Origin of the sequence: Acidovorax sp. sif0632 (assembly GCF_019218805.1) — a bacterium.
GTDB classification, from domain to species: Bacteria; Pseudomonadota; Gammaproteobacteria; order Burkholderiales; family Burkholderiaceae_C; genus Acidovorax; species Acidovorax facilis.
Genome location: NZ_JAHUWW010000007.1, coordinates 285,560 through 309,740 on the forward strand (window position 1 = coordinate 285,560; position 24,181 = coordinate 309,740).

Sequence of the window (24,181 nt, forward strand, 5' to 3'; positions counted from 1 at the left end):
TTACTCGATCACTTTGGGCACGAGGAACAGGCCTCGTTCGACAGCGGGGGCGCTTTGCTGGTTGGCTTCGCGCTGGTTGGGCTCGCTGGCCAGGTCTTCGCGCAGGCGCAGCTGCACGTCCTGGATGGCGGCCACGGGGTGGGCCAGGGGCGTGACGCCCGAGGTATCCACAGCCCGCATCTGTTCCACGATGTCAAAGAAACCATTGAGCTGCGTGAGCATGCGCTCACTTTCGGAAGGTGTCAGCTCAAGCCGCGCCAAGTTGGCAATGCGGCCGATGTCCTGGGGGGTCAGTGCCATAGGGAGGAGAATCTAGAGAAACCAGAAGTAAAGCTGTGATCCGGTGCTCGCCGGAGGGAGTTATTCACAGGGGATGGGGTATTATCCCGGCTTTGCCGCAAAGCTCCCGGAATGGGAGTCAATTGCGTGAAAAAAGCCAATAAACACCCCTGAAATACCTGGCGATGGCAGGCCGACGCGCATGCCGTGCCCGAGAGGACTTTTGAATGTTCGGAGCTTTCCGTCGGTACTTCTCCACCGACCTTGCCATTGACCTTGGCACAGCCAACACCCTCATCTTCGCCCGCGACAAAGGTATCGTTCTTGATGAACCTTCCGTCGTCGCCATCCGCCACGAAGGTGGCCCCCACGGCAAGAAAGTCATCCAGGCCGTAGGTCGTGAAGCCAAGGCCATGTTGGGCAAGGTGCCCGGCAACATCGAAGCCATCCGGCCCATGAAGGATGGCGTGATCGCCGACTTCGTGATCACCGAGCAGATGATCAAGCAGTTCATCAAGATGGTGCACCCGCGCACGCTGTTCACCCCCAGCCCGCGCATCATCATCTGTGTGCCCTGCGGCTCCACCCAGGTCGAGCGCCGCGCCATCAAGGACGCGGCCGAGGCTGCGGGCGCCACGGCGGTGTACCTGATCGAAGAACCCATGGCTGCTGGCATCGGCGCTGGTCTGCCCGTCTCGGAAGCCTCGGGCTCCATGGTCGTGGACATCGGTGGCGGCACCACCGAAGTGGGCGTGATCTCGCTGGGCGGCATGGTCTACAAGGGCAGCGTCCGCGTGGGCGGTGACAAGTTTGACGAGGCCATCATCAGCTACATCCGCCGCAACTACGGCATGCTGATCGGCGAGCCCACGGCCGAAGCCATCAAGAAGAACATCGGTTCGGCCTTCCCGGGCTCCGAAGTGCGCGAGATGGAAGTCAAGGGCCGCAACCTCAGCGAGGGCGTGCCACGCAGCTTCACCATTTCGTCCAACGAAGTGCTGGAAGCCCTGACCGACCCGCTCAACCAGATCGTCTCGGCCGTGAAGAACGCGCTGGAACAAACCCCCCCTGAGCTGGGCGCCGACATTGCCGACCGGGGCATGATGCTGACCGGCGGTGGCGCTCTGCTGCGCGACCTGGACCGCCTGCTGGCCGAGGAAACCGGCCTGCCCGTGCTGGTGGCCGAAGACCCGCTGACCTGCGTGGTGCGCGGCTGCGGCATCGCCCTGGAGCGCATGGACCGTCTGGGCAGCATTTTCACGAGCGAGTAAGCCAGCGGGCCTGTATGCTGCAGGCACTTTTTTCGCTCTGAATTGCATGACTGCACCTGCTCCAATGCTTGTTTCTGAGCACCCGCCCGTGGATGTGTCTCCACGGTGCCGACCCTGACCGCTGCGCACCATGCCCCTGGGTACTCTGGAGCGCAGCGCTCCCCCTTTCTTCAAACAGGGCCCTTCGGCCCTGTCGCGTTTGGCTGTGTTCAGCGCGCTGGCGCTTTTCCTCATGGTGGCCGATGCACGCTTTCAGATCACCGGCCCCTTCCGTCAGGCCGTGGCCACGGTGCTGTACCCCGTGCAGTGGCTCATGCTGCAGCCCGTGGAATTCGCCAGCCACGGGCGCAGCTATTTCCAGTCGCTGCAAACCGCGCAGGATGACCTGGATGCCGCCCGCAAGAAAATGACCGTGATGGGCCAGCGGGCCAACCAGGCAGATCAGCTGGCGATGGAAAACCAGCGGCTGCGCAAACTGCTGGAGCTGCGCGACCGGCTGCAGACACCCGCCCAGGCGGCCGAGGTGATCTACGACACGGCCGACCCCTACACGCGCCGCGTGGTTCTGGACCGGGGCCAGATGGGTGGCGTGGAACTGGGCGCCCCCGTGATGGATGAAGCCGGTGTGCTGGGTCAGGTCACCCGCGTGTTCCCGCTGGTCAGCGAAGTCACCTTGCTGGTAGACCGCGATCAGGCGATTCCGGTGCTGAACATCCGTACCGGTGTGCGCGGCGTGGCCTATGGCGACCCGGTAGCGGGCCATGGCGGTGGCATGGAGCTGCGCTTCATGCCCGCCAATGCAGACATTCGCGAGGACGACCTGCTGACCACCAGCGGTGTGGACGGTCTGTACCCGCCCGGCCTGCCTGTGGCGCGCGTGGTGCGGGTGGAGCGCCGTGCCGACTCTGCGTTTGCGCGCATCTATTGCATACCGCTCGCCCAGGTGCAGGGCGCGCGCCATGTGGTGGTGCTCAAGCCGCTGGCCGACAATGAACTGGCGCGTCCCGAACCCGCCCCGGCTGTCCCCGCCAACAAGCGCGGAGGCCGCAAGTGAGCCACCGCTTGACCCCACAAGGAGGCCCACGATGATCATGCCGCGTGGTGAGCCCCTGCTGATGCCGGTGAACCCGGTCTTCATCTGGGCCAGCTTGGCTGTGGGCCTGGCCATCAACATGCTGCCGCTGGGCCGCATCGTCTGGACGCCCGATGTGCTCATGGTGTTGTTGGTCTTCTGGGGTGTGCACCAGCCGCTGCGTATCGGCATGGGGGTAGCGTTCCTGCTGGGCCTGTGCATGGACGTGAGCCAGTCGGCGCTGCTGGGCCAGCATGCGCTGTCCTATACCGTGCTGTCGTTTGGCGCGATTGCCATCCACCGCCGCCTGCTGTGGTTCAGCGTGCCGTCGCAGGCCTTGCAGGTGTTGCCCCTGTTTGCCCTCGCCCACGCGATCGAGCTCTTGCTGCGGATGGCGTCCGGGGGCATATTCCCGGGGCTGTGGAGTTTTCTCGCACCGGTGCTGGAGGCCTTGCTGTGGCCCCTGGCCAGCTGGGTGCTTCTGGCTCCGCAGCGCCGCCCGCCCGACCGCGACCAGAACCGGCCTCTGTAGCCCATGCCTTTCTTGATGCCCGCACATTTCGCCAGCGTTCCGCCTTGGCCCCTGGGGGTTGAGCCTGGGCTTGCGCGCGCCCGAATGGGAGGGTGGGCGTGACTGAGGTGCGCAGCAGCGAAGCCGATGCTTCGCGCTTTCGGGTGCGGGCCCTGGTCATCGGCGCCCTGGTGTTTTTTGCGTTCTGCCTCATTGCTGCCCGGCTGGTGTATCTGCAGGTGGTCCGGCACGAAGACCTGGCGGCGCAGGCCGAGAGCAACCGCACGGCGGTGGTGCCCATCGTGCCCAACCGGGGGCTCATCCTGGACCGCAACGGCGTGGTGCTGGCCACCAACTATTCGGCCTACACACTGGAGATCACGCCCTCGCGGGTCGGGGTGCTGGACGAGACCATCGACGAGCTGTCCAAGGTGGTGGAAATCCAGAGCCGTGACCGGCGCCGCTTCAAGCGGCTCATGGAAGAGTCGCGCAACTTCGAGTCCCTCCCCATCCGCACGCGGCTGACCGACCAGGAAGTGGCGCGGTTCACCGCGCAGCGCTACCGTTTTCCGGGCGTGGACATCAAGGCACGGTTGTTTCGCAACTACCCGCTGGGTGACGTGGCCAGCCATGCCATCGGCTACATCGGCCGCATCAACCAGACGGAGAAGGCGCGCATCCAGGACTCCGAAGACGAGGCCAACTACAGGGGCACCGAATACATCGGCAAGCTGGGCATCGAGCAGAGCTTCGAGTCGGCCCTGCACGGCGCCACCGGGGTCGAGCAGATGGAAACTTCGGCCGGGGGGCGGGCGGTGCGCAAGCTCTCCAGCCACGCGGCCACGCCCGGCGACAGTGTGATGCTGTCGATCGACATCAAGCTGCAAAAGCTCATTGAAGACATGTACGGCAACCGCCGGGGCGCGTTGGTGGCCATCGACCCGCGCAACGGCGAGATCCTGGCGCTGGTGAGCAAGCCCACGTTCGATCCCAATCTGTTCGTCGAAGGCATCGACGTGGAGAACTGGACCGCGCTCAACGAATCCATCGACAAGCCCCTGCTCAACCGCGCCATGCGCGGCACCTACCCGCCGGGCTCCACCTACAAGCCTTTCATGGCGCTGGCCGCGCTGCAGCTGGGCAAGCGCTCGCCCAGCATGGTGGTCAACGACCCGGGCTTTTATACCTTCGGCGGCCACACCTTCCGCAGCCACGAGGGCGGGCTGGGCGGGGTGGACATGCACCGCGCCATCCAGCAGTCGAGCAACACGTATTTCTATTCGCTGGCGGTGGAGATGGGTGTCGATGCCATCCATGACTTCATGAAGCCGCTGGGCTTTGGACAGTCCACGGGCATCGACCTCAATGGCGAAGTGCGCGGCACCTTGCCCAGCACCGAGTGGAAGCGCAATGCCTACAAGCGCCCCGAGATGAAGCGCTGGTTCCCCGGCGAAACCGTGTCGCTGGGCATTGGCCAGGGCTACAACAACTTCACGATGCTGCAGCTGGCGCTGGCGCAGGCCACGCTGGCCAATGGCGGTATTCGCTACCGGCCGCACATGGCCAAGGCGGTGAAAAACGCGGTCACGGGCGTCGTCACCGAGATCAGCCAGCCGCCGGGAGTGGATCTGGGTTTTTTGCCGAAGAACGTGGACATCGTGCGCAACGCCATGGTGGCGGTGAACAAGGGCGGCACCGGCACGCGCGTGTTTGCCGGGGCGCCCTACACCTCGGGCGGCAAGACCGGCACAGCCCAGGCGGTGACGATGGGCCAGAACGTCAAATACAACGCCAAGGCGCTGGAAGAACACCAGCGTGACCACTCGCTGTTTGCCGCCTTTGCTCCTGCCGAAAACCCCACCATCGTGATTGCGGCCATCGTGGAAAACGCCGGTTTCGGCGCTGCGCACGCCGCCCCCATCGCGCGCCGGGTGTTTGACTACTGGCTGCTGGGCGACTATCCCAACGAGGAAGACATGGCGGCTGTGCAAAAAGGCCTGGCCTCGGCCCCGATCGGCAAGCCCCGCAAAGCGGTTGATGTGCCGCTGATTGCGCCATAGTTTGCTATATAAATAATAGCTGTTTGCGCTTTGTGAATAAGCGCTGGAGCCCGTTTTGGCTTGAAATGGCCGCGTCCGTGGTGCCCGTGCCACCTGTGGAACAGGCTCCGCCAGACCATGGGTGGCGTTCCCCTGAGAGGAAGGCGCGGAGCGGCTCGGAGGGCGTACCGCGCCTCTCAGGCCCGTTGCGTCCGGCCTGCGCGCGCAGCAGGCTGGATCTGGCTGAACACCAGCGCTGCCACGATGAGCGCGGCGCCACCGAGCCCCGCCCAGCCCAGCCTTTCCCCGAGCAGCACCCAGGCTGTGAGGGCCGCGAACACCGGCTCCAGCCCGAACACGATGGCGCTGCGCATGGCGTCCACGCGCTGCTGGCCCCAGGCCTGCAGCGTCACCACCACTACGCTGGCCAGCAGGCCCAGGTACAGCAGCGCCAGCAACGCATCCAGAGGCAGGTCGGCCACGGACCGTAGCCAGCCCATGCCCTCGCCCTGCGCAAGCAGCAGCGCGGTGGACGCCAGCGCCATAACCGTGGCCTGCGCGGCGGCCATGCGGGTGGCCCGCAGCGGCTGCGCGGCCGTGCGGCGTGCGCACTCTTCCAGCGCCAGGATGTACAGCGCGTAGAACACGGTGCTGGCCAGCGTCAGCGTATCGCCCAGGTTCCAGGGCTCGTTTTCGTGGAACATCAGCGCCATGCCCGCCAGCGCCATCACGCAGGCACCCCAGAGTCGCCAGCCATAGCGCCGTCCCAGGAAGGCCATGGCGATCAGCGGCACCACCAGCACGTTCAGGCCGGTGACAAACGCATTGCGGTTGCTGCTGGTGCGCGCGAGGCCCTCGATCTGCAGCCAGAACGCCAGGAACAGCAGCAACCCCAGCGCGCAGCCCCAGCGCCGCTCGTGGCGCAGCATGCCGCGCCACAACGGCGCCAGCACCAGCAGCGCGATCACGAACCGCAGCCAGATGATCTGCAGCGCGTCCAGGTGTGCTGAGAGCAGTTTCATGGCCGGGAAGGTGGTGCCCCACACCACGGTCACAGCCAACAGGGCCATCAGGCCCCAGCGTTCAGTACGCATCGGAAGAATTCCCCAAAACCAAAAGAAAAAAAGGGCCGCCGGTTGCCCGGCGGCCTCTGCTTTGCAGTGCAGTCCGGTGAGGACGCGGCTCAGTGGCTGACCTGGCCCAGGAACGCGCGGATGCGGTCATTGGCCGGGTTGCTGAAGAACTCCTGCGGCGGCGCATCGTGCGCAATGCGGCCTTGATCGAAGAACATCACGCGGTCGGCCACCTCGCGCGCAAAGCCCATTTCGTGGGTGACCACAATCATGGTCATGCCGCCACGCGCGAGGCCTCGCATCACGTCCAGCACTTCCTTGACCATCTCGGGGTCGAGTGCCGATGTGGGCTCGTCAAACAGCATCACCTTGGGTTGCATGGCCAGCGCCCGCGCAATGGCCACCCGCTGCTGCTGCCCGCCCGACAGCTGCCACGGGTACTTGTGTGCGTGGTCCTGCATGCCCACGCGGCGCAGCAGCTGCATGGCTTCGTCGTTGGCCTGGGTGCGCGGGGTGCGGCGAATGCGGCGGGGCGCCAGCGTCACGTTGTCCAGCACGCTCATGTGGCCGAACAGGTTGAACTGCTGGAACACCATGCCTACTTCGCAGCGCTGGCGCTGCAGGGTGGTGAGGTCGTCGCAGACGTCCACGCCGTCGATGGTGATGCGCCCGCTGTCGTGGGGTTCCAGCCGGTTGATGGCACGCAGCAGGGTGCTCTTGCCCGAGCCCGAGGCGCCGATGATCACCGTTACCTCGCCGGTGTGGAACACGGTGGAGACGTCCTTGAGCACCTGGTGTGCACCAAACGACTTGCACACCCGCTCGGCCACGATGTAGGGCTTGGGCTGGTTGGTCGTTGCGGTCATCGGTTGCGCCCTTCCACGTCAAAGCGGTATTCGACGGCGTTGGAGACTTGCGTGACCAGCGTGGTCAGCAGCAGGTAGGTGATGGCCACCGTGGTCAGCGTGGCAATGGGCTGGAACGTGGCCGACTGGATGCGGTTGCCCACATTGGTCAGCTCCACCACGCCGATGGCGTAGGCCAGTGACGAGTCCTTGAGCAGTGCCACAAAGTTGCTCACCAGCGGCGGCAGCGAGATCTTGAACGCCTGCGGAAACACCACGTCCAGGAACACGTGCATGCGGCCCAGGCCCAGCGCCTTGGCGGCCTCGGTCTGACCGCGGGGCACGGCCAGCAGGCCGGCGCGCAGGGCTTCGGCGTTGTAGGCGCCCACATTCAGCCCCAGGGCCACGACGGCGGCGGCAAAGTCGGGCAGGTTCAGCCCCGGCACCAGCACGGGCAGGGCAAAGTACACAAACAGGATCTGCACCAAGAGCGGCGTGCCGCGAATAGCCCAGATGTACACGCCGGCAATCCAGCGCACGGCCGTCCAGCGGGCGGTGCGGGCCAGCGCCGCCGCCGTGCCCAGCACCAGGCCCACGGCACCACTGACCAGCGTGAGCCACAGCGTGGTGCGCGCGCCTTCGGAAAACGCCTGGGCGTTGGGGCCGATGGGGTCGGGAAAGAACGAAAGCAACTGGCCCAGCAACGAGAGGGCCAGAACCATCAGCACCAGTGCAGCGACCAGCGTGGCATTGCTGCGCTGCTGTCGGGACCAGCCTTGTGGCCAAAGAGCGAGAAGCATGGATCGGACGACCGGAAGGTCTTGGTTGGAAATCGGGTCGGCGGCAGGACCATGGTGACGCCGTCAAAAACAGCAAAGGGTGCGCAACGGGCCAGGCCCAGCGCACCCCGTAGCGTGTTTTTATATCAGTTGCAGCGCACGTCTTCGTTGAAATACTTCTTGGAGACGGCGGCGTAGCTGCCATCGGCCAGCACTTCGGCAAACGCCTTGTTCCAGGCATCGGCCAGGCCGGTGTTGCCCTTGGCCATGGCGGGGGCGATGCGTTCGATGAACAGCATGTCGCCGAGCTTGAACCCGGCCTTGGCGTTCTTGGCGGCGGCTTCCTTGGCCACGAACTTGTCGCTCACCCAGGCGTCGACGCGTTTGGAGATCAGGGCGCGCTGGGCGTCGGTGTCCTGCGGGAAGTTCTTCACCTCCTTCACCCCGGTGAGCTTCTGCACGTTTTCCAGGTAGCTGGTGCCGGTCTGCACTGCCACCACCTTGCCGGTCAGGTCCTTGGCGTTGCGGATTTTTGCGTCCATGGCCACGATGATGCCGCCCGAGCAGTAGTGGGGGTTGGCAAACGTGACGGCCTTGGAGCGTTCTTCGGTCACGCCGTGCGAGGCAATGACAGCGTCCCAGCGGCTTTGGCCCAGGCCGGTCAGCAGTGCGTCAAAGCCCAGCGTCTTCCATTCGAGCTTCAGGCCCATCTTCTTGACCACCAGCTCTGCCACTTCCACCTCGAAACCCGTCAGCTTGGTGCCTTCGAAGAAGTTGAACGGGGCAAACTGGCCTTCGGTGGCCACGATGATCTTGCCGTCCTTCTTGATTTCGTCCAGCGTGCGGGCCTGGACGGCGAGGGCAGCGCACAGCGCCACGGCGGTGACAACGGCAGACTTGAAAAACTTCATGGCAGGTTCCTGTGGGGGTGGTTCAGGTACAAAAAATCCGGCATGCGGGTAGGCAAGCCGGAGCGGGTGAATGCAGGCATCGCCAACAGCGATGGGCCTCGTCATCAAACGGAAATGCGCAGAAATTATAGGACGGGCGTTCACATTCGGGCCATGCAGGGCAACCCCGATGACCTCGGGGCGCCCTGGTGGTAGGCCAGCTCAGCTTAGCAAGCATGATGCCATCCGGGGGCACGAGCCCCTTCGGGCCTCGGCTAGCGCAGGAACGCGTCGTAACCCGTCTTGAGGATCAGCGTGCTCACCACCACGATGAAGATGCCACGCACAAAACCCGTGCCGTGCTTGAGCGCCAGGTGCGTGCCCAGCAGGCTGCCCACCACATTGGCGATGGCCAGCGTCACCGCAAAGTGCCACCACACATGGCCCTTGGCGGCAAACAGCGCGATGGCGGCGATGTTGGTGGCGCAATTGAGCAGCTTGGCCGAGGCCGAGGCGTTCAGGAAGTCATAGCCCAGCAGCCGCACAAACAGAAAAACGAAGAAACTGCCGGTGCCCGGGCCGAAGAAGCCGTCATAAAAGCCGATGACCACGCCGATCAGGCAGGCCGCCAGCACTTCGGCCCTGCCCGCAAAGCGGGGTGTGTGGTGCCGCCCCAACTCTTTCTTGGCCAGCGTGTAGACCAGCACCCCCAGCAGCACCAGGGGCAGCAGCTTGCGCAGGAAGTCGGCCGACATCACGGTCACGGCCCAGGCGCCTGCAAACGACCCCGCAAAACCGGCCGCTGCCGCGGGCAGCATGGCCGACCAGCGAACCTGCACCTTGCGGCTGTACTGCCAGGTGGCCATGGCCGTGCCCCACACCGAGGCCGCCTTGTTGGTGCCCAGCAGCGTGGCAGGGGGCGCCCCGGGGAAAGCCGCAAACAGGGCCGGCACCATCACCAGCCCGCCACCCCCCACGATGGCATCCACGAAGCCTGCAAGCAGCGAGGCAAAGGTAATAAAAATCCATTCCATCGCAGGATTTTCGCAGCTTGCCTGCTATGGATTCAGGACTCCTCGGGGCACTGGCGAAAGGGAGGCCAGCGTAGAACAGGCAAGAAAAAGGCGCTGGGATCGCCAGCGCCTGGAAAAAAACGCACCTCGTTGGGTGCTTGAAATTTGTTTATTGGTAGAAAGAGTGTCTCCTCGGGCCCCTCGCTTGGCACACCGAAGCGCGCTTTCGAGTGCCGCAACTGTAGCGACTGCACTCCGCTGGTGCATTGGGGGTTTCCCGCCCCCGTTGTGGGGCAGTGATCGGGTTTCCAGGGGCGGAATCGGGGTGTTGGGGTTGGCACGGCTCGTGCAATCGCGCTTGTAACAATTTGCGAAAGGGAGCCGCCATGCGGGGAGTCAACCACCGGTTCGTTGGGGTAGGGTCGCTGTGTCTGGGCCTGTGCGCGAGTGCGCTGGCGCAGACGGCGCCAGAGGTGGCGGCGGGAGCGGTGCCTTCCTTGTCCCTCACACGTCCCGGGCTGGTGGCGCAGTCCACGATCAGCGCGGCAGATACCGCGTGGATGATGACCTCCACAGCGCTGGTGCTGCTGATGACGCTGCCGGGCATTGCCCTGTTCTACGCAGGCATGGTGCGCAAGAAGAACGTGCTCAACACCATGGCCAGCGTGGTGGCCATTGCCGCGCTGGTCAGCCTGCTGTGGTTTGGGGCGGGTTACTCGCTGGCCTTCACCCCGGGCAGCCCCTGGCTGGGGGGATGGGACCGCATCGGCTTTGCGGGCCTGGACTTTCAGCTCGCTGGCGGCAAGCTGGCCGTAAGCCATGTGGCGCCGCACATCCCCGAGTCGGTGTACGCCATGTTCCAGCTCACGTTTGCCATCATCACCGCCGCGCTGCTGGTGGGGGCGTTTGTCGAGCGCATGCGGTTTTCCGCCATGCTGATCTTCATCAGCCTGTGGACCCTGCTGGTCTACGCCCCGGTGGCGCACTGGGTGTGGGAGCCAGGGGGCTGGCTGGCCCAGATGGGTGCGCTGGACTTTGCCGGAGGCTCGGTGGTGCACGTGAATGCGGGTGTGGCCGGGCTGGTGTGCGCGTGGTTCCTGGGGCGGCGCACGGGCTATGGGCGCGAGGCGTTCGAGCCCTACAACCTGGGGCTGACCATGGCGGGCGCGGGCTTGTTGTGGGTGGGCTGGTTCGGCTTCAACGCAGGCTCTGCCGTGGCCGCCGACGGCCGTGCGGGGCTGGCGATGGCGGTGACGCACCTGGCCGCAGCGGCGGGTGCCTTGTCGTGGATGCTGGGCGAGTGGGTGGTGCGCGGGCGGCCATCCCTGCTGGGACTTTGCTCTGGCCTGGTGGCGGGCCTGGTGGCCATTACGCCTGCTGCGGGTTTTGTCACGCTGCGCTCGGCAGTGGTGATTGGCGTGGTGGCGGGTTTGGCCTGCTACTGGGGCGCCACGGGGCTCAAGCGCTTGCTGCGCGCCGACGATTCCCTGGACGTGTTTGGGGTGCATGGCATCGGCGGCATCGTGGGCTCGCTGCTCACAGGCATGCTGGCCAGCCGCACCGTGGGGGGTGTGCCAGGCAGCTTGCTCACCCAGGCCATTGGCGTGGGCGCTGTGATGGCCTACAGCCTCGTCGCAACCGCCGTGCTGTTGTGGATCACCAACCTGGCTGTGGGCCTGCGGGTGGATGAGCAGAGCGAGCAGACCGGGCTCGACATTGCCCAGCACCGTGAGCGCCTGGGGAGTTAATGAAGTCCACCTCCCTGATGCCCTGCGGTCCGTCCCCCCGCTCTCGCATTGCTGCGCAATGCGGGCAAGGGGACGCAGCCAGCGCGGCTGCCCGCGCTTGGGCCGCGCCGGTTTCATACGCTGCGGGTGGTGCGCAGCGCCATGGATGACTGAAATGCCATAAGGAGCCGACCATGCCCGATTCCGAAAAGCTTGCCATTGCCGCCCATTTGCATGTGCTGCTGCGCCGCAAGACGGGGCGCGTGACCGACACCGAATGGATGGCTTCCAACGTTGAATATGCGCTGGAGATCGTGCGGTTCGCACGCCAACGTGCCCAGGAGGACAACGTTCCGGAGCTGGTCGAGTGGGCCGACCGCCTCGATCTCGCCATCCATGCCGCCCCACCTGCTGCGCCGCGGCGACCCTTGCTGGATGTGGCCACGCAGGCGGTGCGCCAGCGCATGGCGCCGCCGCCGCCAGAGCCTGCGCCGGAGGTTCCCCGTTATGTGGGAGGGATTCGCTGACCACGCTGCGGCCGGGTGGCCGTTGCGCGGGCGGTGTCAGTGCGCTGCCGTGCCTTGCACGAACAGGCCCGCCGTGGGCAGCAGCCCGGCCAGCTTGTCATCGCCATAGGTGCGCAGCACCTGCGCAATCACGACCTGGTAGCCGTTGAGCCACTGCGCTTGCGCCGCCTTGGCCTTCAGGTGGGCGGGGTGCTGCATCAATGCCTGCAGCGCTTCGAGCGACTGCCAGTAGTAGACGTTGGACACGAGGCCCTTGCCCATGTCCTCCCACGATTCCTCGCCTAGGTAGCCGTCGATGGAGCGGGCGGCGGTCGCAATCGCCTCGTCCAGGCGGTGGAAGGCGTCGTCGAACTGTTTGGTGGCAAAGATGAAGGTGGAGGAGTACATGGGCGCGATGGTATCCGCGCTCATGCCGCGCGCCGCGCCTGGATGATCCACTCCGCCGCCTTCTCGGCCAGCATCAGTGTGGGCGAGTTGGTGTTGCCGCTGGTGATGGTGGGCATAGCCCCCGCATCCACCACGCGCAGGCCTGCAATGCCACGCACGCGCAGTTGGGAGTCCAGCACCGCCATCGGGTCGTCATCCCGCCCCATCTTCGTCGTGCCCACGGGGTGGAAGATCGTGGTGGCAATGTCACCGGCCAGGCGCGCGAGGTCCTCGTCGCTTTCAAACTGCACGCCGGGCTTCCACTCCTCGGGCTGGTACCTGGCCAGCGCGGGCTGGGCCACGATGCGGCGCGTGACACGCAGGCTGTCGGCGGCCACCTGGCGGTCTTCGGTGGTGCTGAGGTAGTTGGGGGCGATGGCCGGTGCGGCCTTGAAGTCGGCGTTCTTGATGTTCACCGTGCCCCGGCTTGTGGGGTTGAGGTTGCACACGCTGGCCGTGAAGGCCGGAAAGCTGTGCAGCGGCTCGCCAAAAGCGTCGAGCGACAGTGGCTGCACGTGGTACTCGATGTTCGGGTAGGGCTGGTCGGCGCTGCTGCGCGTGAAGGCCCCCAGCTGCGAGGGCGCCATGCTCATGGGGCCACTGCGTTTGGTCGCGTATTCGAGCCCGATCTTGGCCTTGCCCCAGAGCGAGCTGGCCATGGTGTTGAGCGTGGCCACGCCGTTGACCTTGAACACCGCGCGGATCTGCAGATGGTCCTGCAAATTGGCGCCCACGCCGGGCAGGTCGTGCACCACGTCGATGCCGTGCTGGCGCAGCAGCGCGGCCGGGCCGATGCCCGAGAGCTGCAGCAGCTGCGGTGAGTTGACCGCGCCTGCGCTCAGGATGACCTCGCCCGTTGCGCGGGCCGTGACCATCTCGGTGCCGTCCCACACCTGCACGCCGGTGCAGCGCTTGCTGCCGTCGGGCTGCGTCTCGACGATGAGCTTGACGGCCTGCGCGCTGGTCCACATCTCGAAGTTGGGGCGGCCGTAGCAGGTGGGCCGCAGGAAGGCCTTGGCGGTGTTCCAGCGCCAGCCGCTTTTCTGGTTGACCTCAAAATAGCCCACGCCTTCGTTGCTGCCGCCGTTGAAGTCGTCGGTGGCCGGGATGCCCGCCTGCTGCGCGGCCTGGGCAAAGGCGTCGAGCACATCCCAGCGCAGGCGTTGTTTTTCCACGCGCCACTCGCCGGTGCTGCCGGTGGCCTTGTTGCCATGCAGGCGCTTGAAGTTTTCATTCACGCCGCCGGGCTGGTCCAGGCGCCAGTGGTCCTCATGGCGGCGGAAGTAGGGCAGGGCGTTGTCCCAGCGCCAGCTGGCGTCGCCGGTCAGTTCGGCCCACTGGTCGTAGTCGCGCGCCTGGCCGCGCATGTAGATCATGCCGTTGATGCTGCTGCAGCCGCCCAGCGTCTTGCCGCGCGGGTAGCGCAGGGTGCGGCCGTTCAGGCCCGCATCGGGTTCGGTGTTGTAGAGCCAGTCGGTGCGCGGGTTGCCGATGCAGTACAGGTAGCCCACGGGGATGTGGATCCAGTGGTAGTCGTCCTTGCGGCCGGCCTCGATGAGGAGCACGCGGTGGCGGCCGTCGGCGCTCAGGCGGTTGCTCAGCAGGGCGCCGGCGGTGCCGCCGCCGATGATGATGGTGTCAAACGTGGTGTGGTCGCTCATGGGCAGGGGCGGTGGCAGTGTGAGGAAGGAGACGGAGGGCCATTGTGCGGACGGCGCCGGGTGTGTCGAGAGGGTCAGTGCCTATTGCTATTAAATATATAGCTATCAGTGTTTGGTGGTAAAGCGCTGGCGGCCTGTTTGATATTAATTTCACGCATTCCTGGCCCGCCTGTGCTTGGCGCACGGCCCTGGGGGTCCTCTGCACGAATCGCCGCGCCGTGTGCATCTGCGGTCTCGGGTGGTCTGCGGCGTTGCAAAACCTCGCAATAGCTACGGCTATTGCGAGGTTTTGCGCCTTGCAGTCCATCCCGATCCGCAGCGCACACTTTCCGCTCGATTCGTGCAGAGGATCCCTGGCGGGCATCAATCCTACGTGCCGCCTGCGTCCGGCTCCGCTACCATGCACGCTCCCTTTCATTCTTGGCAGCCCGCGCTGCCCAGTTCATGACCGACCCCGCTCCTCGCATTGTTCGCGCCGACACGCCCCAGGGGCCTTGTGCGCAGCTGCACGGGCGCTGGGGCGCGGCGGAGCTGGGAACCGGGGCACAGTGGCAGGCCGTGTCGGGTCAGCTACGCAGCCACCCGGCCGCGCCCACGCTGGGCTGGGACCTGATGCAGCTGCAGTGGCTGGACCACGTGGGCGCACAGTTGCTGTGGAACCACTGGCAGCATGCCTGGCCCGAGCGCCTGGCTTGCACCGACGCCCAGCGCGACATGCTGGCGCGCGTGGCGCAGTTCACCTGCACCGCGCCGCCGCCCGAGCCCTGGCGGCTGGGTGAGCAGGTGGACCACCTGGGGGTGCTGGTGCTGCACGGCGTGGACCATGCCCGCCACATGCTCGAAATGGTGGGCCGACTGGTGCTGGACCTGGGCCGCCTGGCGCGCGCGCCGCGCAAGGGGCCGTGGCGCGACGTATCGGGCCACCTGTACCGCATGGGGGCCACGGCCCTGCCCATCACGGCGCTGGTGGGTTTTCTCATCGGTGTGGTGCTGGCCTACCTGATGAGCCTGCAGCTGCGGCAGTTCGGCGCCGAGTCGTTCATCGTCAACATCCTGGGTATCTCGCTCATCCGCGAGCTGGGGCCGATGCTGGCCGCCATCCTGGTGGCGGGGCGCTCCGGCTCGTCGATCACGGCGCAGATCGGCGTGATGCGCGTGACGGAAGAGCTCGATGCCATGCGCGTCATGGGCATTCCCCACGGCTTTCGGCTGGTGATGCCGCGCACCATTGCGCTGGCACTGGCCATGCCGCTCATCAGCGTGTGGACCACGCTGGCAGCGCTGGCGGGTGGGATGCTGGCGGCCGACGTGGCCATGGACATCTCGCCCGGCTACTTCGTGCAGGCCCTGCCCGCCGCCGTCAAGATCGGCAACCTGGGCCTGGCCATGGCCAAGTCGGTGGTGTTTGGCGCGTTCATCGCGCTCATCGGCTGCCACTGGGGCCTGCGCGTGAAGCCCAACACCCAGAGCCTGGGCGAGGGCACCACCGCTTCGGTGGTCACGTCCATCACCATGGTGATCATCGTGGATGCGTTGTTCGCTGTGGCATTTAAAAACATAGGCATATGAGCAGCCACGCACGCACATCATTGCCCGAGCACATCGCCGTGGCGCCCGGCGAGCCGCCCATCGTGGACGTTCAGGGCCTGTGGACGCAGTTTGGCAAGGGCGATGAAACCTTCACCGTGCACCAGGACCTGAACTTCACCGTGCAGCGCGGTGAGATGCTGTCGCTGGTGGGGGGCTCGGGCACGGGCAAGACGGTGCTGCTGCGCCAGATCCTGGGCCTGGCCCGGCCTGCGCGGGGGCAGGTCACGGTGCTGGGGCGCCCGGCGTCCGAGATGGGGCGCGAGGGCGCGGCCAGCCGCGTGGGCATGCTGTTCCAGCACGGCGCGCTGTTCTCGGCCTTCAATGTGCTCGACAACGTGGCCTTTGCGCTGCGCGAGCAGGGCACGCTGCCCGACGACCTAGTGCGCGACGCCGCGCTGGTCAAGCTGCAGATGGTGGGCCTTCAGCCCGAGCACGCCACGCGCATGCCGGCGGATCTGTCGGGTGGCATGGTCAAGCGCGTGGCGCTGGCGCGTGCGCTCATCATGGACCCGCCGCTTCTGCTGCTCGACGAACCCACGGCGGGGCTGGACCCCAGCAGCTCCGACGACTTCTGTGCGCTGCTGCGCGAGCTGCGGGCCGCGCTGGGGCTCACGGTGGTCATGGTCACGCACGATCTTGATACGCTGTTTGCGCTGAGCACCCGCGTGGCCGTGCTGGCTGATAAGAAGGTCATCGTCACCGGTCCGCCGCACGAGGTGGCGCATTTCAAGCACCCGTTCATCGAACATTTCTTCCTGGGTGAACGTGGCCAGCGCGCCATGGCCCCGGTGCAATCCGTGGAGCACGCCCTGGCAGCACAGACTGCCGCCGCCGTGCCCACGCCCGACAAGGAACCCAGCTGATGGAAAACAAATCCCACGCCCTCGCCGCAGGCATCTTTGTGCTGGTGGTGGCCGCCATGCTGGCGGGCCTGGCCATCTGGCTCACGCGCGACAGCGCCAACTACGAGCAGTACGAGCTGTCCACCAAGGACGGCGTGAGCGGCCTGCAGCCCCAGGCCGCCGTGCGCTACAAGGGGGTGGCCGTGGGCAAGGTCACGCGCATCGGCTTCGACCCGCAGGTGACGGGCAACGTGCTCATCCGCATTGCCGTCAACGAGCAGGCCCCCATCAGCCCCACCACCTTCGCCGTGCTGGGCTACCAGGGCGTGACGGGCCTGGCCCACGTTCTGCTGGACGATGCCGACCAACCTTACCCCGAGCTGCCCCCGGGCCCCAGCGGCCTGCCGCGCCTGCCCATCAAGCCGTCGCCGTTTGGCAAACTCGCGGAGCAGGCCCCCGCCATCCTCACCCAGGTGGAAGAAGCCACACGGCGCATCAACCAACTGCTGGGCGACACCAACCAGCAAAAACTCACCGAAGCCCTGGGCAACATTGCCCAGGCCGCAGGCAGCGTGAACACGCTGACCCAGCGGCTCGATGCCACCGTGGCCCAGCGCCTGGACCCGGCCCTGGCCGCGCTGCCCCCGCTGGCCAGCGATGCGCGCAAGACCCTGCAGTCCCTGCAGCAGGCCGGCGCCAGCGTGTCGGTGCTGGCGGCCGACGTCAGCAAGACCACGCAGCGCCTGGGGGCCGAGGGCGGCCCCATCGACCAGATCACCATCGGCACGCAGTCCCTCGCCCGCGCGGCCGACCAGTTCAGCACCACCACGCTGCCGCGCCTGAACCGCGCGGCCGACGACACCTCGCGCGCGGCACGCACGCTCAGCCGCACGGCGGGTGGTGTGGCGGACAACCCCCAGCTGTTCATCTACGGCTCGGGCCGCATCCCGCCCGGCCCGGGCGAACCTGGTTTCGCGCCCTGAGAAGGTGTGAACGAACCCACCATGCCCACTCATTCCCCCAAAACACACCCGCTCGTCGTTGCAAATGCTCGCCATAGCCCGCGCTATGGCTGCACTTTGCGCCTGGACCGGCCGCGTTTCGGCGGCCTGCTCGGGCACGCCGGATTCATTCACACCTTCTGAGGAGAAGCGTTGATGAAAAACACTATTAAAAACATAGCTGCTAGCGATTTACCATCAAGCGCTAGAGGTCTATTTGTTTCAGTTTTTGCAGTGGGACTGCTGGGTATCGCCGGCTGCTCGGCGCTGCCCAGCCCACCCTCGCGCCCCGTGCTCTACGACTTTGGCCCCGGCCCGGTCGCCAGGGCTCCCAGCGATCGCCGCGCCCCCCTGCCCCCGTTGGCGCTGGCCGATGTAGAGGCCCCGGGCCTGCCCGAGGGCAGCAACGCCGTGCTTTACCGCCTGGCCTACGCCGACGCCCAGCAGCTGCGCCCCTACAGCCAGGCCCGCTGGAGCCAGCCACCCGCCCAGTTGCTGCAGCAGCGCCTGCGCGAGCAGCTCGGCCAGCGCCGCGCCATCCTCAAGGCCGACGACGGCGCGGCCCAGGCGCGCGACGCCGCCCAGGGCGGCCGCTTGCCAGCCGTGCTGCGCGTGGAGCTGGAAGAGTTCAGCCACCTGTTTGCCAGCGCCTCGGACAGCGCGGGCGTGGTGCGACTGCGTGCCACGGTGGTGGACATGACCCTGGGCGGTGAAGCGCTGCGCGGCCAGCGCGTGTTCACCGTGCGCACCCCGGCGCGCAGTGCGGATGCAGCAGGCGGCGTGGCTGCATTAGCCGATGCATCGACTCAGGTGGCGCAGGAAGTGGCTGATTGGGTGGAGCAGACAGGGCGCTAATCCAGCGCATGGGCTGGGTGCAGCTTGCTGCTACCTTTCAAAGTAAAGCGCGGGCGCCAGATTCCAGTCGCCAGCGCATGTCACCACCCTGAGCGTGCTGATGGACACCGAAGTCCACGCACGGCCCGATTTTGGGTAGCCATAGGCGCAAACACCGTATCTCCGGCTTGCGGAGTTGGCATGGTTGAACAAGGGGGGATCGTAGTAGGTCGGGTCGATGTGCAGTACCAGTGCCGCATCGGTATCTCTTGCGGGCACCCTCAGGTTGTTGGGCAGCTTCTGTTGCTGAGCAGCAGACAGATCGGTTTTCCAGTTGTCCGCAATCCGTTGGGGGAAGGGCTTGTCCACGTACTTGATTTCAAGCACGGCGTCCTCAGTGGTCGTTTCAGATAGAAAGGCGAACCCTTGTGCGCCCATGTCCGGATTGATGACTGTGCATGCGATGAGTGGCTCGGCTTGGCTACTCCAACCTGCGGAAGAGACGTTGAGCATGGCGCTTTCCGAGAACAGAGGAATGACGCAACTCGCCGATGTCGCACCGGTCGTCTGCGCGATGGAGAGCGCGGTCACTGCAACTAAAAGCCTGGTTTTGAATGCCTTCATTGGATGGTCCCTGCTGGTGATGATTTCTGTAGTGAGTGGCACGTTGTTGTCGCGCCGCAAAGATTAGCCGGTTTCCGTGTTTGTTTTGCCCTCAATCCCCGTCACCACCCGCGCATAGCGCGCAAAGCTCCAGTACGCCCAGGCCCAGTCCAGCAGCACGACCAAGCGGTTGCGAAAGCCGATCAGGAAGTAGACGTGCGCGAACAGCCAGAACAGCCACGCAAAGTAGCCCGAAAACCGCACCGGCCCAGCGGGCGAGGTGAGGTCCACCACGGCGGAGTTGCGGCCGATGGTGGCCAGGTTGCCGTAGTCGCGGTAGCGAAACGGCTGCGTGGCCTGGCCAGCCAGGCGGCGCAGGATGTTGGCGGCCGTGGCGCGCCCCATCTGCTTGGCGCCGGGTGATACACCGGGAACGGGGGTGGGCTCCTGGCCGGGCGCGTGGCTCTTGGCAGCAGCCAGGTCGCCGATGACGCTGATCTCGGGGTGGCCGGGCAGGCTGAGATCCGGCGCTACCACCACGCGGCCCGCCCGGTCGGTGGCGCAACCCGTGGCCCCGGCCAGCTGGCGGCCCAGCGCCGAGGCCGCCACACCGGCCGCCCAGACAATGCATTTGCTCTTGATTTGATAGCTGTTTGCGCTTGTTGGTTGAGCGCTGGATGGCGATTCGACCATCAACCCGTCGCTGTCGATGGCGGTGACGCGGGCGTTCAGGCGCACTTCCACGCCCAGCTTTTCGAGCTGCTCCCTGGCGCGCTGGCTCAGTGCCTCGGGCATGGACTGGAGCACGCGGGGGCCGCCTTCGAGCAGGATGATTTTTGCGCTGGCCGGGTCGATGTGCCGGAACTCACCGGGCAGTGTGTGGCGTGCGATCTCGGCCAGCGTGCCCGCCATCTCCACGCCCGTGGGGCCTGCGCCCACGACCACAAAGTTGAGCCAGTCGGCGCGGCGGGTGGGGTCCGCGTCCTTTTCTGCCGCCTCGAAGGCCAGCAGGATGCGGCGGCGGATCTCGAAGGCATCGTCCAGCGTCTTGAGGCCCGGGGCATGGGGTGCCCAGTCGTCGCGGCCGAAGTAGCTGTGGGTGGCGCCTGCAGCAACGATGAGGTGGTCGTAGGGCAAGGGGGCAGACGGGTGGGGCCCGTCCTTCAAATGCACGGTGCGCGCTGCCACGTCGATGTGCGTGACTTCGCCGAGCAAAGTCGTGACGTTGGGCTGCTGCCGAAACAGGTGCCGGATGGGCGCAGCGATGGCCGGCGCCGACAGCCCGGCCGTGGCCACCTGGTAAAGCAGGGGCTGGAAGAGGTGGTGGTTGGTCTTGTCGATGAGCGTCACATCCAGCGCGGCACCGCGCAGCGCACGGGCGGCTTCGAGGCCGCCAAAGCCGCAGCCGATGATGACAACACGGGGGCGGGGCGAGGGAGCGGAAGAAGTGGTCATGCCCCCATTATTGGGGCTCGCAGCTTCCGGGCAGCCTGTGAAACGGGCGCCCTCCCGGACACGGGCAGCCAAGCAAGGGCCGCCCCGCAGCGCAGCCGCTCAGGGGGGGCTCACATCACGCCATGAAACCCAGGTTGGTCGGGTAGTCGGCCCCGCCAAAGTGGCTCAGGTTGGGCAGCACGCCCGCCAGTTCGCTGTTGCTCACGCCAAACCAGCTGGCCAGCGTGGCCGCGTACTGGTCCACCGAGGTGCTGGGCAGCAGGCGGCCCTGGCCCACATGCCACTGGTCGTTGGCATCGGCAGTGTTGGTGATGCTGACCGGCGGCGCCTTGCCATAGAAGGCCTTGCCCTTGACTGCGCCACCCACCATGAGATGGTGGCTGCCCCAGCCGTGGTCCGAGCCGTCGCCGTTGGAGCTGAGCGTGCGGCCGAAGTCCGAGGCTGTGAACGCCGTCACCTTGTCGGCCACGCCCAGTTCGACCGTGGCGTTGTAGAACGCGGTCATGGCTTCGCTCACGCGCTGCATGAGCGTGGGCTGCTGCGAGATCAGGTTGTCATGCAGGTCGAACCCGCCCAGCGACACCATGAACACCTGCCGTTTGCTGCCCAATGCGGTGCGTGCACCAATGAGGCGGGCGACCATCTTCAGCTGGTCGGCCAGCGAATTGCTGGTGGGGAAGGCCGTGGCCAGCGTGACACCGGCCAGCCCGGAGGTGATGGAAGCCTCGGCGCCCACAGCCCGTGCGGTGACGCGGTTGTACTCGTTCTCCAGCGTCTGGCCGCTGGTTTGCTGGATCAGCGAGGTCAGCGCTGCGCGCACGGCCGTGGAGCCGTAGACATTGCTTTTGACGCCGTTGATCGGGATCGCACCGTTGGTGCTGACCTGGTACTGCAGCGCGGAGTCGCCCGAGAGGAACACCGCATTGCCCGTGACGGAGATGCAGGTGAACAGCGAACTGCCGTTGGAGGACAGCGCCAGGTCGCCGATGTTGCCGCCCCAGCCCACGGTGGAGCCTTCGGGCGAGGACGACTGCCAGACCGATTGCTGGTCGTTGTGCGAGAACAGCTTGGGGGGCAGCGGGTACAGCGCACGGTTGCTGCCGCTGTACTGCGCACGCGTGAGTGGAACCACCAGGGGGCCCACGTTCAGCTGCACGGCTGCCTTGCCGGTGTTGAACAGGTTGGTCAGCCCGGTCATGGCAGGGTGCAGCGCGTACTGGCGCCCACCGGCCAGTGGCGTGGTGGGCGCGAGCAGGGTGGGGGTCAGGGCGGACTTGGCCAGGGCAATGCCCCCCGCCGTCTGTCCGGCACCGCCTCCGCGCGCGGCGCTGTATTTGTTGTAGCTGTCGTCGTCATAGGTAATGACGGTGTTGGCGTAGTCGTTGCCGCCGTACAGGAAGACGCAGACCAGCGCCTTGTAGTCGGTGGCCGTGAAAGCTGCGGCTTCGCCCACGGCGGCGAGATTGAGCGCAAAGGGCAGGGCGGTGCCTGCCATGCCCAGCTGGGCCGAGCGGCGCAGGAAGGCGCGGCGGGAATGGAGGTCGGGTTGGAGGAGATGCATGGCGGCGCGCCTTATTTCTGGATCAGGTATTCGGCCGAGGCCATGACGAGGAAAATCGCGGCCGCCACGCGGTCACGTTTGGCGTTGTCCGTGCTTGCCGCCGTGACGGGGGTCGTCTTGAGGGCGTCTGCGATGAGCTTGACGGTGGCTGCAGACAGCTGGCCAGCCGTCATGAGCAGGTTGATCCGGTCTACCAGCGCATCGGCATCGGCCACGATAGCCAGTTCGTTGGTATAGGCCGCCTTGATGTCGAAGCCGTTGTTGCCGTTGCTGCCGTTGTTGGGCAGGTCTGGCGCGTTTACGAAGATACCGTTGCGGATCACGCCCTGCATGTAGTTGAGGTAACCGCCCACGCTGCTCTCGTTGACCAGCTGGAACTCGGGCGCCACGGCACCGGCCGTGGCCAATGCCGTTGAAGGCGGCACATAGCCCGGCCGGAAGAAGTTGAACACCGACGGTGAGCGCAGCGGGCTCTGCGCCAGGCGCGAGCCGGCCGAGCTGAGGTCGCCGATCTTCCAGCTGCCGTATTGCGACGCGATGCCAAAGGTGCGGCCCCACTGCACAAAGCGCAGCATGGGCTCGCGCAGGCGGCCGAACATGGGGTCCGTGAGCCCGGCGGGCGCGCGGGCTTCGTCGTCGAGCAACACAGCCTTGACCACGGCCCGCAGGTCGCCCCGCACGCCGAGGCCGTTGTTGTTGAAAGCGGCCGCCACACGGCTGATGTAGCCGGGTGACGGGTTGCTGGTGACCAGGCGCTGGATCAGCTGCTTGCCGATGAACGGCCCTACGTTGGGGTGGTTGAAGATGGTGTCCAGCGCCGTTTTGAGCGCCGCCGCACCGGGTGTGCCAGCGGCAACCGTGGTGCCCAGGAAGGTGGCGGCCAGCGTGGAGTGCCGCGACTCGTTGAGTGCCATGGGCAGCCGCGTGAAATGGGTGCTGGGCACGGTGCGCGTGGTACCCGGCACGGTGGTCTGCACGTTTTGCGACTGGTCGTAGTCGTAGCCCGTGAACACGCGTGCCAGGTTGGTGATGTCGCTTTGGGTATAGCTGTCGACCACTTGGCCCGAGCCATCGCGCTTGGCTGTGCCATCCTGGTTCAGCTCTACGAGCCCGATGGACATCAGCTGCAGGATCTCACGGGCATAGTTCTCATCGGGCTGGCGGCCGGTGGAGGGGTTTTCCTTCTGGTTGCCGCGCGTGTTGAGGTAGTAGCCCATCGCGGGGTTGAGGGTCACGTCCTCCAGCAGCTTGCGGAAGTTGCCGAAGGCATTGGCAACCAGCTGGTCCCAGTAGTGGGCGATGGCATGGCTGCGCCAGCTGAAGTCTAGGCCCGAGAGCGATACCACGCAGATCTCGGACAGCGCGAGTGCCACGCGCTTGCGCAAGCCGTCGCTGGATGTCATGAGCTGTTGCCAGATCATGTAGTCGCCCGGGTAGGTGTTGTCGTAGTACGACGTGGCGTTGTCCACCGTGTTGTACCCGCGCTGGTTCAGCCAGTCCCACCCCTTGGTGCCGACGGGCAGGCTGAACTGGTTGTTGATCCAGCTGTCGTAGGTGCTGGCGCGCAGGGTGGCGATTTCGCCGGTGGATGCCGAGAACTGCGCTTGCAGGAGAAACCGCGCCGCTTCCTGGTCGGTGTCGGCCCGTGTGTAGGTGTAGCTTCCAGCTCCCGGGGCTGGCGGTGGGGGCGGCGGCGTCGCAGGCCCTGGAGCGGGTGTGGGGCCGGGTGCTGGTGCAGGCCCTGGGGCGGGCGGCGTGGCGGGTCCTGGTGCGGGGGCTGGGCCAGGCGCAGGTGCCGCTCCAGGGGGGGGCGCGGAGCCCGGTGTTGGCGTCGTGGGCGGGCTCACGGTTTCATCAGCCGCATCACCACCACCACAGGCCGCCAACGCCACGCTGGCCATCAGGGCGGCGAGCGTGGCCTCCCTGGGCAACGGGGCCGGGCGCGGAGCCGGCTTTGTGGTGTCGATTCCCTCTGCGACCTCGGCAGGCGCTGCTGCGCAAGGCTCCTCTTTCAACAGTGTCATGGTGGTTCTGCTAGTTGTTTGTCACGCGAGCAACACCCTGCGTAGAGCCTTCCAACGCATTGCTTGCACGGGCCGTCTGCGTGGGTAGCTCTGCCCTGGGTGCCAAGGCCGGTGAATCAAGTGTATGGATTTGCAACTGGGAGGCACTCGGGCTAAAT

At 66.2% G+C, this 24,181-nt stretch carries 22 protein-coding genes; 10 read left to right on the top strand and 12 right to left on the bottom strand.

Going from position 1 to position 24,181, the window contains the following annotated elements:
- On the bottom strand, positions 1 to 300 hold the full coding sequence (gene gatC / locus KW832_RS21155) for an Asp-tRNA(Asn)/Glu-tRNA(Gln) amidotransferase subunit GatC (RefSeq protein WP_055394393.1): 300 nt from the start codon (positions 298 to 300) through the stop codon (positions 1 to 3).
- A 206-nt stretch (positions 301 to 506) separates the two neighbouring features.
- On the opposite strand from gatC, the gene KW832_RS21160 reads away from it, so the two are divergent.
- The 4 genes from KW832_RS21160 (at position 507) to mrdA (ending at position 5,193) form a co-directional block, all read left to right on the top strand.
- Positions 507 to 1,550 carry a rod shape-determining protein gene (locus KW832_RS21160; RefSeq protein ID WP_005798130.1) on the top strand — a complete coding sequence of 348 codons (1,044 nt, stop codon included), beginning with the start codon at positions 507 to 509 and terminating at the stop codon, positions 1,548 to 1,550.
- A gap of 130 nt (positions 1,551 to 1,680) precedes the next feature.
- A complete protein-coding gene (gene mreC / locus KW832_RS21165) occupies positions 1,681 to 2,604 on the top strand; it encodes a rod shape-determining protein MreC (protein WP_055394389.1) in 924 nt (307 codons plus the stop codon).
- A 31-nt stretch (positions 2,605 to 2,635) separates the two neighbouring features.
- A complete protein-coding gene (mreD, locus tag KW832_RS21170; protein WP_055394387.1) occupies positions 2,636 to 3,154 on the top strand; it encodes a rod shape-determining protein MreD in 519 nt (172 codons plus the stop codon).
- 98 nt (positions 3,155 to 3,252) lie between these two features.
- Entirely contained in the window at positions 3,253 to 5,193 is a 1,941-nt protein-coding gene (gene mrdA / locus KW832_RS21175; protein ID WP_218301235.1) for a penicillin-binding protein 2, read from the top strand.
- A gap of 176 nt (positions 5,194 to 5,369) precedes the next feature.
- Here mrdA and KW832_RS21180 read toward each other — a convergent pair whose 3' ends face one another.
- The 5 genes from KW832_RS21180 to KW832_RS21200 all read right to left on the bottom strand — a co-directional run bounded on the left by KW832_RS21180 (position 5,370) and on the right by KW832_RS21200 (position 9,793).
- A complete protein-coding gene (locus KW832_RS21180) occupies positions 5,370 to 6,266 on the bottom strand; it encodes a DMT family transporter (RefSeq protein ID WP_055394385.1) in 897 nt (298 codons plus the stop codon).
- 89 nt (positions 6,267 to 6,355) lie between these two features.
- Positions 6,356 to 7,111: an amino acid ABC transporter ATP-binding protein gene (locus KW832_RS21185; RefSeq protein WP_218301234.1), complete on the bottom strand. Its 756-nt coding sequence runs from the start codon at positions 7,109 to 7,111 to the stop codon at positions 6,356 to 6,358.
- A complete protein-coding gene (locus KW832_RS21190) occupies positions 7,108 to 7,890 on the bottom strand; it encodes an amino acid ABC transporter permease (RefSeq protein WP_121421972.1) in 783 nt (260 codons plus the stop codon). Before KW832_RS21190 ends, KW832_RS21185 begins: the two co-directional genes overlap by 4 nt.
- Positions 7,891 to 8,015: 125 nt before the next feature.
- A complete protein-coding gene (locus tag KW832_RS21195) occupies positions 8,016 to 8,780 on the bottom strand; it encodes a transporter substrate-binding domain-containing protein (protein WP_121421973.1) in 765 nt (254 codons plus the stop codon).
- Positions 8,781 to 9,034: 254 nt separating this feature from the next.
- Positions 9,035 to 9,793, bottom strand: coding sequence for a TSUP family transporter (locus tag KW832_RS21200; protein ID WP_055394375.1), 759 nt, complete (start codon positions 9,791 to 9,793; stop codon positions 9,035 to 9,037).
- A 365-nt stretch (positions 9,794 to 10,158) separates the two neighbouring features.
- Here KW832_RS21200 and KW832_RS21205 point away from each other — a divergent pair, with 365 nt between their 5' ends.
- Both KW832_RS21205 and KW832_RS21210 read left to right on the top strand, forming a co-directional pair.
- Positions 10,159 to 11,520, top strand: coding sequence for an ammonium transporter (locus KW832_RS21205; protein WP_055394373.1), 1,362 nt, complete (start codon positions 10,159 to 10,161; stop codon positions 11,518 to 11,520).
- Between the two features lie 173 nt (positions 11,521 to 11,693).
- On the top strand, positions 11,694 to 12,026 hold the full coding sequence (locus tag KW832_RS21210) for a hypothetical protein (RefSeq protein ID WP_218301233.1): 333 nt from the start codon (positions 11,694 to 11,696) through the stop codon (positions 12,024 to 12,026).
- Positions 12,027 to 12,062: 36 nt separating this feature from the next.
- Here the strand turns inward: KW832_RS21210 and KW832_RS21215 are convergent, their stop codons facing one another.
- Positions 12,063 to 12,413 carry an antibiotic biosynthesis monooxygenase gene (locus KW832_RS21215; protein ID WP_218301402.1) on the bottom strand — a complete coding sequence of 117 codons (351 nt, stop codon included), beginning with the start codon at positions 12,411 to 12,413 and terminating at the stop codon, positions 12,063 to 12,065.
- Positions 12,414 to 12,433: 20 nt separating this feature from the next.
- Positions 12,434 to 14,113 carry a GMC family oxidoreductase gene (locus KW832_RS21220; RefSeq protein WP_218301232.1) on the bottom strand — a complete coding sequence of 560 codons (1,680 nt, stop codon included), beginning with the start codon at positions 14,111 to 14,113 and terminating at the stop codon, positions 12,434 to 12,436.
- A 444-nt stretch (positions 14,114 to 14,557) separates the two neighbouring features.
- Between KW832_RS21220 and KW832_RS21225 the strand changes: the two genes are divergently transcribed.
- The 4 genes from KW832_RS21225 (at position 14,558) to KW832_RS21240 (ending at position 18,401) form a co-directional block, all read left to right on the top strand.
- Positions 14,558 to 15,682, top strand: a complete 1,125-nt coding sequence (locus tag KW832_RS21225; RefSeq protein WP_176887926.1) for an ABC transporter permease — start codon at positions 14,558 to 14,560, stop codon at positions 15,680 to 15,682.
- The gene (locus KW832_RS21230) at positions 15,679 to 16,566 is read left to right on the top strand and encodes an ABC transporter ATP-binding protein (RefSeq protein ID WP_121421978.1); all 888 of its coding nucleotides are present in this window, start codon (positions 15,679 to 15,681) and stop codon (positions 16,564 to 16,566) included. The genes KW832_RS21225 and KW832_RS21230 overlap by 4 nt, the downstream gene beginning before the upstream one ends.
- Positions 16,566 to 17,528 carry an MlaD family protein gene (locus KW832_RS21235; protein ID WP_121421979.1) on the top strand — a complete coding sequence of 321 codons (963 nt, stop codon included), beginning with the start codon at positions 16,566 to 16,568 and terminating at the stop codon, positions 17,526 to 17,528. The genes KW832_RS21230 and KW832_RS21235 overlap by 1 nt, the downstream gene beginning before the upstream one ends.
- Positions 17,529 to 17,780: 252 nt before the next feature.
- On the top strand, positions 17,781 to 18,401 hold the full coding sequence (locus KW832_RS21240) for an ABC-type transport auxiliary lipoprotein family protein (protein WP_370628758.1): 621 nt from the start codon (positions 17,781 to 17,783) through the stop codon (positions 18,399 to 18,401).
- Between the two features lie 30 nt (positions 18,402 to 18,431).
- Here the strand turns inward: KW832_RS21240 and KW832_RS21245 are convergent, their stop codons facing one another.
- From KW832_RS21245 to KW832_RS21260, 4 genes are all read right to left on the bottom strand, one after another.
- Entirely contained in the window at positions 18,432 to 19,004 is a 573-nt protein-coding gene (locus KW832_RS21245; RefSeq protein WP_218301230.1) for a hypothetical protein, read from the bottom strand.
- Positions 19,005 to 19,067: 63 nt separating this feature from the next.
- Entirely contained in the window at positions 19,068 to 20,438 is a 1,371-nt protein-coding gene (locus KW832_RS21250; protein WP_218301229.1) for an NAD(P)/FAD-dependent oxidoreductase, read from the bottom strand.
- A 115-nt stretch (positions 20,439 to 20,553) separates the two neighbouring features.
- A complete protein-coding gene (locus tag KW832_RS21255) occupies positions 20,554 to 21,999 on the bottom strand; it encodes a DUF1501 domain-containing protein (RefSeq protein WP_121421982.1) in 1,446 nt (481 codons plus the stop codon).
- Positions 22,000 to 22,010: 11 nt separating this feature from the next.
- On the bottom strand, positions 22,011 to 24,023 hold the full coding sequence (locus KW832_RS21260) for a DUF1800 family protein (RefSeq protein ID WP_199727048.1): 2,013 nt from the start codon (positions 24,021 to 24,023) through the stop codon (positions 22,011 to 22,013).
- Positions 24,024 to 24,181 lie beyond the last annotated feature (158 nt).

Excerpts from the sequence above, each read along its gene's own strand:
- KW832_RS21215 (WP_218301402.1), bottom strand. The coding sequence starts at position 12,413 with ATGTACTCCTCCACCTTCATCTTTGCCACCAAACAGTTCGACGACGCC.
- KW832_RS21230 (WP_121421978.1), top strand. The coding sequence starts at position 15,679 with ATGAGCAGCCACGCACGCACATCATTGCCCGAGCACATCGCCGTGGCG.
- KW832_RS21190 (WP_121421972.1), bottom strand. The coding sequence starts at position 7,890 with ATGCTTCTCGCTCTTTGGCCACAAGGCTGGTCCCGACAGCAGCGCAGC.
- gatC (WP_055394393.1), bottom strand. The coding sequence starts at position 300 with ATGGCACTGACCCCCCAGGACATCGGCCGCATTGCCAACTTGGCGCGG.
- KW832_RS21260 (WP_199727048.1), bottom strand. The coding sequence starts at position 24,023 with ATGACACTGTTGAAAGAGGAGCCTTGCGCAGCAGCGCCTGCCGAGGTC.
- KW832_RS21255 (WP_121421982.1), bottom strand. The coding sequence starts at position 21,999 with ATGCATCTCCTCCAACCCGACCTCCATTCCCGCCGCGCCTTCCTGCGC.
- KW832_RS21225 (WP_176887926.1), top strand. The coding sequence starts at position 14,558 with ATGACCGACCCCGCTCCTCGCATTGTTCGCGCCGACACGCCCCAGGGG.
- KW832_RS21250 (WP_218301229.1), bottom strand. The coding sequence starts at position 20,438 with ATGACCACTTCTTCCGCTCCCTCGCCCCGCCCCCGTGTTGTCATCATC.
- KW832_RS21160 (WP_005798130.1), top strand. The coding sequence starts at position 507 with ATGTTCGGAGCTTTCCGTCGGTACTTCTCCACCGACCTTGCCATTGAC.
- KW832_RS21185 (WP_218301234.1), bottom strand. The coding sequence starts at position 7,111 with ATGACCGCAACGACCAACCAGCCCAAGCCCTACATCGTGGCCGAGCGG.
- KW832_RS21200 (WP_055394375.1), bottom strand. The coding sequence starts at position 9,793 with ATGGAATGGATTTTTATTACCTTTGCCTCGCTGCTTGCAGGCTTCGTG.
- KW832_RS21245 (WP_218301230.1), bottom strand. The coding sequence starts at position 19,004 with ATGAAGGCATTCAAAACCAGGCTTTTAGTTGCAGTGACCGCGCTCTCC.
- mreD (WP_055394387.1), top strand. The coding sequence starts at position 2,636 with ATGATCATGCCGCGTGGTGAGCCCCTGCTGATGCCGGTGAACCCGGTC.
- KW832_RS21180 (WP_055394385.1), bottom strand. The coding sequence starts at position 6,266 with ATGCGTACTGAACGCTGGGGCCTGATGGCCCTGTTGGCTGTGACCGTG.
- KW832_RS21235 (WP_121421979.1), top strand. The coding sequence starts at position 16,566 with ATGGAAAACAAATCCCACGCCCTCGCCGCAGGCATCTTTGTGCTGGTG.
- KW832_RS21220 (WP_218301232.1), bottom strand. The coding sequence starts at position 14,113 with ATGAGCGACCACACCACGTTTGACACCATCATCATCGGCGGCGGCACC.
- KW832_RS21205 (WP_055394373.1), top strand. The coding sequence starts at position 10,159 with ATGCGGGGAGTCAACCACCGGTTCGTTGGGGTAGGGTCGCTGTGTCTG.
- KW832_RS21195 (WP_121421973.1), bottom strand. The coding sequence starts at position 8,780 with ATGAAGTTTTTCAAGTCTGCCGTTGTCACCGCCGTGGCGCTGTGCGCT.
- mreC (WP_055394389.1), top strand. The coding sequence starts at position 1,681 with ATGCCCCTGGGTACTCTGGAGCGCAGCGCTCCCCCTTTCTTCAAACAG.
- KW832_RS21210 (WP_218301233.1), top strand. The coding sequence starts at position 11,694 with ATGCCCGATTCCGAAAAGCTTGCCATTGCCGCCCATTTGCATGTGCTG.